The organism is Candidatus Omnitrophota bacterium (genome assembly GCA_021735655.1).
GTDB lineage: Bacteria > Omnitrophota > Gorgyraeia > Duberdicusellales > 4484-171 > JAHKAJ01.
Genome location: JAIPGM010000001.1, coordinates 332,402 through 341,261 on the forward strand (window position 1 = coordinate 332,402; position 8,860 = coordinate 341,261).

An 8,860-nucleotide genomic window follows, 5' to 3' on the forward strand; every position below is an offset into this window, starting at 1 on the left:
CCTAAAATGCACGAATTTCGTTTTAAGAAAAACAGACTTTATTGTGAGGATTTGCCGGTTCAAGAACTAGCCACGAAATACGGAACCCCTCTTTTTGTCTACAGCTCAAGGACAATCGTTGATCACTTTTTAAAGATTAAGAAGGCTTTTTCTTCGATTAAACCCTTAATTTGCTATTCAGCCAAAGTTAATTCTAATCTTTCGATCATGAAGCTTTTGGTGGATCAAGGAGCCGGATTGGATATTGTTTCCGGTGGTGAGCTTTATCGGGCTAAAAAAGTAAAATGTCCGGCTAAGAAAATAGTTTACGCTTCAGTCGGCAAAACTGATCGGGAGATAAAAGAAGCGCTTGATTACGGTATATTGATGTTTACCGTCGAGTCTTTGGCCGAGCTAAAAAGAATTAATGCTTTAGCCAGAAAGCTAAAGCTAAGGGCGGATGTGGCCTTAAGGCTTAATCCTGATGTTGCGCCTAAGACTCATAGTTATATTATTACCGGTAAAAAGGAAACCAAGTTTGGAATGGACATCGATACGGTAAAAGAAATCCTTCTAGTTAGAGATAATTATCCATATTTGAATATAATTGGCATCCATATTCATATTGGCTCGCAAATTACCGAAAGCGCACCGTACTTAAAAGCGATTCGAAAGGTAAAAGAATTAGTCGATGAGGTTTCACGAGCCGGAGTTCAATTGAAATATTTTGATATCGGCGGGGGGTTGGGTATAGTTTACAATAAGGAAAAAGCTCAGACTGCTCAAAGCTTTGCTAAACAAGTTTTGCCGTTGCTGAAAAGCATCGGCTTAAAGGTAATACTTGAGCCGGGTCGTTTTATTGTCGGTAATAGCGGTATTTTAGTTACCAAGGTAATTTATTTAAAGGATACTTTTAAGAAGAGGTTTATAATTGTTGATGCGGCCATGAATGATATGATTAGGCCGTCTTTATACGGGGCTTATCATAATATAATTACCGTAAAAAAGGCTCAGAGTAAGAAAGCAAAGCCTAAGAAATTAGTTGATGTGGTGGGGCCGATCTGTGAGAGTGGTGATTTTTTAGGTAAAGCCAGGAATCTAACTGTAAATGAGGGTGACTATTTGGCAATTATGGCCGCCGGAGCCTATTGCTTTAGCATGAGCTCGAATTATAATTCACGACCCCGCGCAGCTGAGATAATAGTAAAGAAAGACAAGGCTCAGCGTATCCGCCGAAGAGAAAAGTATGCCGATTTAGTTAAATCCGAAAGGATTGTTTTTTAAAACATAATGACTACGATAACTTTTTATAAACTGCAGGCTTCCGGTAATGATTTTATTCTTATTGATAATCGTAAGACAAAGCTTAAGGCCGGCCAGCTAAAAAAGCTTGCCCGAAAGTATTGTCAGCGCAAATTGTCTATCGGAGCTGACGGCCTTTTGGTTATTGAGTCTTCGAAGAAAGCATCTTTCAGGATGAGGATTTTTAATGCTGACGGCTCAGAGGCCGAGATGTGTGGAAACGGCGCTCGCTGTACTGCTTATTGGGCCAAGAGTAAAGCTAAACAGGTTAAGTTTGAAACTCAAGCCGGAATAATTGAAGCTTGCTTAAAAGCTGATAGGGTTGCTATTAAGCTTAGCGACCCTAAACAGATTAAGGTGCGTATCCCAATTGTTGTTTTGGGTCGAAAGATACATCTAAATTTTATCAATACCGGCGTGCCACATGTGGTTATTTTTGTTTCTGGATTAGATAAAATCGATGTTGAAAAAATAGGCCGGGCAGTACGATTTCATAAAAAGTTTCAACCGGCCGGGACAAATGTTAACTTTGTTGAGATAATTAATGATAACTTTGTTCGGGTAAGAACCTATGAGCGGGGGGTTGAAGCTGAAACTTTAGCTTGTGGCACTGGAAGTGTTGCCGCGGCAATTTTATTAAAATTTAAACTTAAAGTCACAAGCGGTAATCATAAGGTTAGAGTCTTAACTAAAAGCCAAGAAACCTTAAGCGTGCATTTTAGTAAGATTGATGATAAAGTAAGGGATGTTTGGCTTAAAGGCAAAGCTGATCTGGTTTGCCAGGGAAGTTTAAAGTTTTAAATTATTTAGGAGGATTTATGCTTAAAGGAAGTATTGTCGCTATAGTAACGCCTTTTGACTCTCAAGGAAATATAAACGAAGCTAAGTTGAAAGAGTTGATTGATTGGCATATTGATTGCGGCACCGACGGTATTTTAGTTTGCGGGACGACTGGAGAAAGTGCAACTCTTACTCATCCTGAACATAAGCGGATTATTGATTTAGCGGTTTTGCATATAGATAAAAGAGTTCCGGTTTTGGCTGGTTGCGGTTCTAATTCAACTCATGAGGCTCTTGATCTGGTTACTCATGCCAAGAGCGCTGGAGCAGATTTTGCTTTAGTAATTACTCCTTATTATAATAAACCCACCCAAGAGGGGCTTTATCGGCACTTTAAAGAAATAGCTGATAATGTTGATATGCCGATAATTATTTATAATGTTCCTTCGCGCACCGGAAGCAACATCCTTCCTGAGACCGTGGCTAGAATTTATAAGGATTGTAAGAATGTTGTCGGGATTAAAGAAGCTAGTGGTTCACTTGATCAAATTACTAAGATAATGAGTTTGGTAGACGATAAGTTTCTGCTTTTTTCAGGAAGTGATGAGATCAATTTGCCGATACTTGCTACCGGCGCATCAGGAGTAGTTTCGGTGGCCGCAAATATCGTACCTAAGGAAATCCATCAGCTGGTAGCGAAGTTTTTAGAGGGTGATTTAGCTGAGGCTAGAAAAATTCAACTCCATCTTTATGAGTTAATTAAAACTCTTTTTGTTGAAACAAATCCGATCCCGGTAAAAACTGCCTTAGGGCTTATGGGGTTAATTGAGCCGAATATGCGCCTACCTTTATGTAATTTGAGTGAGACAAATCTAAGTACTTTAAAGATAGTTTTGAAAAAGTATAAGTTAATTTAATAGTTTAGGGAGGATATAGTGGTTAAATTAGGCATAAGCGGTGCCCGGGGAAAGATGGGTGAGCGGATAATTGCCTTGGCTAAAGAGTCAGGTGATTTTCAGATAATTTTTGGCTTGGAGCGCTTGGACCATCCTGACATCGGAAAGAATATCAATGGGGTGCCGATAGTTGAATCCCGTGACTATATCCAGCAGTGTGACTGTTTGATTGATTTTAGTGCCGCCAAGGCGATAACTGATAATTTATCTTACTTAACGGAGTTTAAGAAGTCAGCAGTCATCGGTATAACCGGCTTAGATTCATCTAGTCAGGAAAAAATAAAGTCGGCAGCAAAAAATATCCCGATAGTTTTTTCACCGAATATGAGTGTGGGAGTTAATATTTTGTTTCGTTTATTAAAAGAGGCAGCCAAAAGTTTAGCTGGCTACCAAGCCAGTATTTTTGAGGCTCATCATATCCATAAGAAAGACTCTCCTTCGGGAACCGCTAAGAAAATAGCAGAAATTATTAACGGTTATGATTTTAATATAAAAGTTGAAGATATCGAAGCTAAGCGTGAGGATGAAATCGTTGGTGATCATAAAGTAGTTTTTGAAAGCGATCTTGATAAGCTAGAGTTATCCCATTCGGCTAAGACCAGAGATATTTTTGTTCAGGGAGCATTAGTTGCCGCTAGTTGGGTTAAAGGTAAACCGGCTGGTTTATATTCGATGGAGGATGTTTTAGGAAAATGAAAAAATTTGAATTGTCAGAACGGCTAAAAAAATTCCCACCGTACTTATTTGCTGAAATTGACCGGCAAAAGTCACTTTTAAGAAAGAAGCGGGTTGAATTTATCGATCTTAGTATCGGTGATCCGGATATTGCCGCACCATTAGCCGTAATCAACAGCTTAAGCAAAGCCGCAAAAATAAAGATTAATCAGAAGTATGCTTTAGATCAAGGAAAGACCGCTTTTCGTTTGGCTATAAAAAAATGGCAGAAGAAGCGTTTTGGAGTATCAGTTGACGCTGAAAGTCAGGTGCTTCCTTTAATCGGCTCAAAAGAGGGTTTGATTCATTTTCCTTTAGCTTTTGTTAACTCCGGTGAATATATAATTGTGCCTTCACCCGGGTATCCCGGCTATAAAAGTGCAGCTCGTTTTGTAAGCGCAAAGATTCATGAATTACCGCTCCTTGAGAAGAACAGATTTTTGCCTGAGCTCTCAAAGATTCCGCTTGGGGTGAGAAATAAAGCCAAACTTATCTATTTGAACTATCCGAATAATCCGACAACAAGCCTGGCCCCTTTAGGATTTTTAAAAGAGGTGGTAAATTTTTGTTCTAAATATGGAATAATCCTTGCTTATGATAATGCTTATTCGGAAATTTACTTTAAAGATAAGCCGCACAGTGTATTAGAAGTTAAAGGAGCCGATGAGGTTGCCCTGGAGTTCCATTCACTATCAAAGACATATTGTGTAACCGGCTTCAGGGTTGGTTGGGCCAGCGGTAATCCCCAATTAGTTAAAGGCCTGCTTAAGGTTAAGGCTAACGTTGATTCAGGAATTTTCGGCGCAATTCAAGAGGCAGCAATAACTGCTTTAGATACCCAGAGCGGTTACGTTAATAATTTGAGAAAAACGCTTAGACAACGAAGGGATATCTTTATTGATGTTTTAGAAAAATCAGGCATTGAGCCTTGCTATTGCGACTCAACTTTTTATGTTTGGGCTAGAGTCCCGAGAAAGTTTAAGTCTTCGATAGACTTCTCTAAATACTTGCTTCAAGAAAAAAGAATTGTTGCAACTCCCGGTTTAGGATTTGGAAAGTACGGCGAAGGGTTTATTCGCTTTGCTTTAACTGTAGATAAGAACATTTTAAGAAAGGTTAGGATATAAGTGTTAAGCAAGTGTAGTTTTAAAATAATTTTGTTTTTGTTGGCGAGTAGTTTAATTGCCGGCAGTAACTTTGCTTTGGATATTGAGAGCGATGCTTTTAAGAATGGCGGTTATATTCCTGATCGCTACACCTGTGATGCCCAGGATTTTTCTCCGGTTCTTTCCTGGAGCAATGCGCCTCAAGCAACCAAGAGTTTTGCCTTAATTGTCGATGACCCCGATGCTTCGTTTAAGGTTTGGGTCCACTGGGTAATTTTTAATATACCGGCTGAGACTAGCAAGCTCAAAGAGAACATTACCATTGATGAGCTAAGTTCTTTAGGAATAGTTCAGGGAACCAATGACTTTGAAGTTTTGGACTATCGAGGTCCTTGTCCGCCTCAAGGTAAACCCCACCGTTATTCTTTCAAGCTCTACGCTTTAGATATGAAACTTTCGTTGGAGGAGGGAGCGACTAAAAGTGAGCTCATAAAAGCAATCCAGGGTCATATTATCGCTGAAACTAAAATAGTCGTTTCTTATCAGCGTTAATTAAAAATAGTTAAGGTAGTTTTCGTTAAATGCAGTATTCACTTTTATTGTTAAATTAAGGAAGGAGGAGGAAAATGGCAAAGATTAAAAAAGTAAAAGCAAGGCAGGTTCTTGATTCACGGGGAAACCCCACTGTCGAGGTGGATGTAATTTTAACTAATGGTGTTTTAGGTCGGGCCATAGTTCCCTCAGGAGCTTCAACCGGAGAGTTTGAAGCTGTTGAGTTACGCGATAACGGTAAAGCTTATTGTGGTAAGGGAGTTTTAAAGGCAGTAAGAAATGTTGAGAAAATTATTTTTCCTAAGATAAAAGGCAAAGAAGCTAATTTTCGTAACATTGATAAGATAATGATCAAGCTTGACGGCACTGATAACAAATCAAAATTAGGGGCAAATGCAATACTGGCGGTTTCTTTGGCCGTGGCTAAGGCTGATGCCATATCTAAGAAGCAGCCGCTTTATCGGTACTTAGGTGGTGCAAAGGGTGTTGTTTTGCCGCTTCCTTTGATGAATATTGTTAACGGTGGAGTCCATGCTGATAATAATTTAGATATTCAGGAGTTTATGATTGCGCCATTAGGTTTTAGCACTTTTAGCAAGGCTCTTGCTGCGGCAACTGAGACTTTTCATAGTTTAAAGTCAATTTTAAAGAACAAGAAACTTTCAACCTCAGTAGGCGATGAGGGAGGCTTTGCTCCGAATTTAAAAAAGAATGAAGAGGCCTTGGATTTAATTATTGAGGCTATTAAAAAAGCCGGTTATAAACCGGGTAAAGAGATAGCCTTGGCAATAGACACTGCGGCAAGCTCATTCTATAAGAATGGGGCTTATCTCTTTGAAGGTAAAAAAAGAGATGTTAACTACATGATCGACTACTATGAAAAGATAGTAAATAAATATCCAATTGTTTCGATTGAAGACGGTTTAGATGAAAATGATTGGTGTGGCTGGTCTAAGCTAACAAAAAGATTAGGTAAAAAAGTTCAGCTAATCGGTGACGATCTTTTTGTTACCAATGTAGTGCGTTTGAAGAAAGGAATAAAAAATGATATTACTAACTCTATCTTAATTAAGGTCAATCAAATCGGTACACTTACCGAAACCATAGCTGCAATTGATATGGCCCATCGGGCCGGCTACACAGCGGTTATTTCTCATCGCTCCGGTGAAACTGAAGATACAACTATTGCTCATTTAGCAGTTGCTAAGGCAACTGGTCAGATTAAGACCGGGTCTTTGTCCCGAACTGATAGGGTTGCTAAGTATAATGAACTATTAAGGATAGAGGAAGAATTAGGTAAAAAAGCACGCTATGGCGGTAAAACTTTTAAATATAAATAAGCTTAAGCGGCTTAAATGGCCGGTTATTGGTTGTTTAATTTTAATTATCGTTACGGTTATTTATTTTCCTAATTATGCAAGGATTAGAAGCCTGCGGCAGGAAAATAGCCGGTTGACTGAGGAGATTAAGAAGTTGTCAGTTGAGATAATTGACTATGAGGATAAGCTTAGTAATCTAGATGGTGATCCTTATCTTTATGAAAGAATTGCTCGTGATGATCTAGGGATAGCCAGAGAGAATGAGATAATTATTGACATCGAAGAATAAGTTGTTAACATAGTTATAATTTCGCGGGGTGGAGCAGCCTGGTAGCTCGCAAGGCTCATAACCTTGAGGTCTTGGGTTCAAATCCCAACCCCGCAACCATCTTTATAAAAGCCCAGATTAATTAATTTTAGTCTGGGTTTTTTATTTGGGTAGAGGAAAGGGCGTTCGGATAACACTGGGATAACAAAAGTATCCTGTAGACTTTTATTCCTCGCCCCATAAAGACCCCCACCCCATCCGATTTAGCCCCAGATATAGTTATAAGGGCTGTTTTTGGTGCGTAGAGGAAATTTTAAAAAATACTCTTAGGCTATCTAAAAGGGGTATGAAATTTATTTTTTTATCTTTTTTGAGAATGGTATAATGTTGTGTAAGGAGAACGAAATGGATACAAAAGAAAAACAGAAGATACTTGAAAGGTATTTGCATATACCTGAAGAAGAGCTAAGTGAAATGCTCTTAGCTGATGAAAAGGGATATAAAGATGGCGTCTATCAGTTGCTTTTGGACGCCGCTAAGTCAAGAGGCTTTGGTGCAGGAACAAGGGAAATTCTCATTAAGGCTTCATCTTTGCAACGAGAAGTTAAAGAAAAGCTCGCTTTGCAAACATTAACTCCTACACAAAAAAGGATATTTACTATACTCCCAGGTTTTGCTATGTGGCATTATTTTTTTGCTCCAAAAGAATGTAAACAAAGAAAAAAAGATGCAATACGATGTCATTGGCGGGGATGGAGAAACTACCTACTGTTAATTTTGGCTGGTGCAGTGTGTGTAACTATCTTTTCAGGCACTCAAACGACACTAGACCAGATTATGCTTATTTTTGTACTCGTTCTTGCAACTATATGTATATCAATATACCTACATCTACAAGAAAGAAAAAATAAGAAATGAAACAGTATGCCTTATTTTTTCTCATAACTACCTTCATACTTCTCTATAAATAGGTTTTCAAATTTAGCCCCAGATATAGTTATAAGGGCTGCTTTTGGTACTTAAATCAAATTCTAGAAAGCGGGTTTATTATTTTACTTTAAAAGAAACTGGGTTGGGTGTAGAATAAGGCTAATATGCAAGCTAAAATCAAGAAAATCATAAAGAGAGAAGGGTTAATTATCTTAGGGATTATACTCTGTGGAGTTTTTTTAGCTTATTTAGGCGGTTTCTTATCTTTTCAAAAGTCTAATTGTTCTTTTCAAAAGTCTAATTGTTATTTTTTTAATCAGAGGTATAAACAACCAGGAACATCGGATAAGTATTTGTCTAAAGAAAAAATATTAGAAGATATCCGTGGAGAATACCCTCAATATGATTCCGTAGATGATGCCATTTTCGCAAAGGTGATTGAGAATGAATTGAAGCGGTGTGGGCAGTCAGGAAAACTTAGACTATTGGTTCGGACGGCAGGGTTCTGTGGTATTTTTTTACTTTTTTTGGGTTATCCCATCTACCTATCTATCCGTTTCATTATCTGGGCAATCAAAGCCTTGAGGAAATAATAGGAGGTAATATGTTAATAAGAAAATTAATGCATTGGTATATAATTGCGGCAGCAGTAGGCACAATACTGATGCTTTTGTTATTTTTGTTTGGAGTATTATAAGGGGCTAATATACAATTTAAAACCAAGAAAATCATAACAAGAGAAGGGTTAATAAGTTTAGGGTTACTCATCCTTGGTGCAGCTAATTAGATAGCTAATTTTTGTGTTAGATGAAAAATAAAAGGAGATGATACGATAATTGTTCAATGATAGTTGGTGAAAACTCTGGATTATCAGTAGAATAAATAGATAGTCACAGAGTAGATAGGTTATAGGTTGTATTGTTTTTCTGGGGCTTAATTGACCCCGTAAAGGAG

At 38.2% G+C, this 8,860-nt stretch carries 10 protein-coding genes and 1 tRNA gene; all 11 read left to right on the forward strand.

The annotated features are described in order from the left end of the window. Nucleotides 1–6 precede the first annotated feature (6 nt). The 11 genes from lysA (at nucleotide 7) to K9L86_00930 (ending at nucleotide 8,499) form a co-directional block, all read left to right on the forward strand. Nucleotides 7–1,263: a diaminopimelate decarboxylase gene (gene lysA, locus K9L86_00880; GenBank protein ID MCF7907423.1), complete on the forward strand. Its 1,257-nt coding sequence runs from the start codon at nucleotides 7–9 to the stop codon at nucleotides 1,261–1,263. 6 nt (nucleotides 1,264–1,269) lie between these two features. Further along, a complete protein-coding gene (dapF, locus tag K9L86_00885; GenBank protein MCF7907424.1) occupies nucleotides 1,270–2,082 on the forward strand; it encodes a diaminopimelate epimerase in 813 nt (270 codons plus the stop codon). A 17-nt stretch (nucleotides 2,083–2,099) separates the two neighbouring features. Continuing rightward, a complete protein-coding gene (gene dapA, locus K9L86_00890; GenBank protein ID MCF7907425.1) occupies nucleotides 2,100–2,978 on the forward strand; it encodes a 4-hydroxy-tetrahydrodipicolinate synthase in 879 nt (292 codons plus the stop codon). Nucleotides 2,979–2,996: 18 nt separating this feature from the next. Next, complete coding sequence (gene dapB / locus K9L86_00895) at nucleotides 2,997–3,713, forward strand: 4-hydroxy-tetrahydrodipicolinate reductase (protein MCF7907426.1); 717 nt, start codon at nucleotides 2,997–2,999, stop codon at nucleotides 3,711–3,713. Beyond that, nucleotides 3,710–4,858, forward strand: a complete 1,149-nt coding sequence (locus K9L86_00900; protein ID MCF7907427.1) for an aminotransferase class I/II-fold pyridoxal phosphate-dependent enzyme — start codon at nucleotides 3,710–3,712, stop codon at nucleotides 4,856–4,858. The genes dapB and K9L86_00900 overlap by 4 nt, the downstream gene beginning before the upstream one ends. A gap of 75 nt (nucleotides 4,859–4,933) precedes the next feature. Then, nucleotides 4,934–5,389, forward strand: coding sequence for a YbhB/YbcL family Raf kinase inhibitor-like protein (locus K9L86_00905; protein MCF7907428.1), 456 nt, complete (start codon nucleotides 4,934–4,936; stop codon nucleotides 5,387–5,389). Nucleotides 5,390–5,463: 74 nt separating this feature from the next. Further along, nucleotides 5,464–6,729 carry a phosphopyruvate hydratase gene (eno, locus tag K9L86_00910; GenBank protein ID MCF7907429.1) on the forward strand — a complete coding sequence of 422 codons (1,266 nt, stop codon included), beginning with the start codon at nucleotides 5,464–5,466 and terminating at the stop codon, nucleotides 6,727–6,729. Beyond that, nucleotides 6,701–6,997, forward strand: coding sequence for a septum formation initiator family protein (locus tag K9L86_00915; GenBank protein MCF7907430.1), 297 nt, complete (start codon nucleotides 6,701–6,703; stop codon nucleotides 6,995–6,997). Before eno ends, K9L86_00915 begins: the two co-directional genes overlap by 29 nt. Before the next feature lie 22 nt (nucleotides 6,998–7,019). Further along, nucleotides 7,020–7,096: transfer RNA gene (locus K9L86_00920), tRNA-Met, on the forward strand. Between the two features lie 285 nt (nucleotides 7,097–7,381). After that, nucleotides 7,382–7,894, forward strand: coding sequence for a hypothetical protein (locus K9L86_00925; GenBank protein MCF7907431.1), 513 nt, complete (start codon nucleotides 7,382–7,384; stop codon nucleotides 7,892–7,894). 176 nt (nucleotides 7,895–8,070) lie between these two features. After that, nucleotides 8,071–8,499 carry a hypothetical protein gene (locus tag K9L86_00930; GenBank protein ID MCF7907432.1) on the forward strand — a complete coding sequence of 143 codons (429 nt, stop codon included), beginning with the start codon at nucleotides 8,071–8,073 and terminating at the stop codon, nucleotides 8,497–8,499. Nucleotides 8,500–8,860 lie beyond the last annotated feature (361 nt).

Excerpts from the sequence above, each read along its gene's own strand:
- lysA (MCF7907423.1), top strand. The coding sequence starts at position 7 with ATGCACGAATTTCGTTTTAAGAAAAACAGACTTTATTGTGAGGATTTG.
- dapF (MCF7907424.1), top strand. The coding sequence starts at position 1,270 with ATGACTACGATAACTTTTTATAAACTGCAGGCTTCCGGTAATGATTTT.
- dapA (MCF7907425.1), top strand. The coding sequence starts at position 2,100 with ATGCTTAAAGGAAGTATTGTCGCTATAGTAACGCCTTTTGACTCTCAA.
- K9L86_00900 (MCF7907427.1), top strand. The coding sequence starts at position 3,710 with ATGAAAAAATTTGAATTGTCAGAACGGCTAAAAAAATTCCCACCGTAC.
- eno (MCF7907429.1), top strand. The coding sequence starts at position 5,464 with ATGGCAAAGATTAAAAAAGTAAAAGCAAGGCAGGTTCTTGATTCACGG.
- K9L86_00915 (MCF7907430.1), top strand. The coding sequence starts at position 6,701 with ATGGCGGTAAAACTTTTAAATATAAATAAGCTTAAGCGGCTTAAATGG.
- K9L86_00925 (MCF7907431.1), top strand. The coding sequence starts at position 7,382 with ATGGATACAAAAGAAAAACAGAAGATACTTGAAAGGTATTTGCATATA.
- K9L86_00930 (MCF7907432.1), top strand. The coding sequence starts at position 8,071 with ATGCAAGCTAAAATCAAGAAAATCATAAAGAGAGAAGGGTTAATTATC.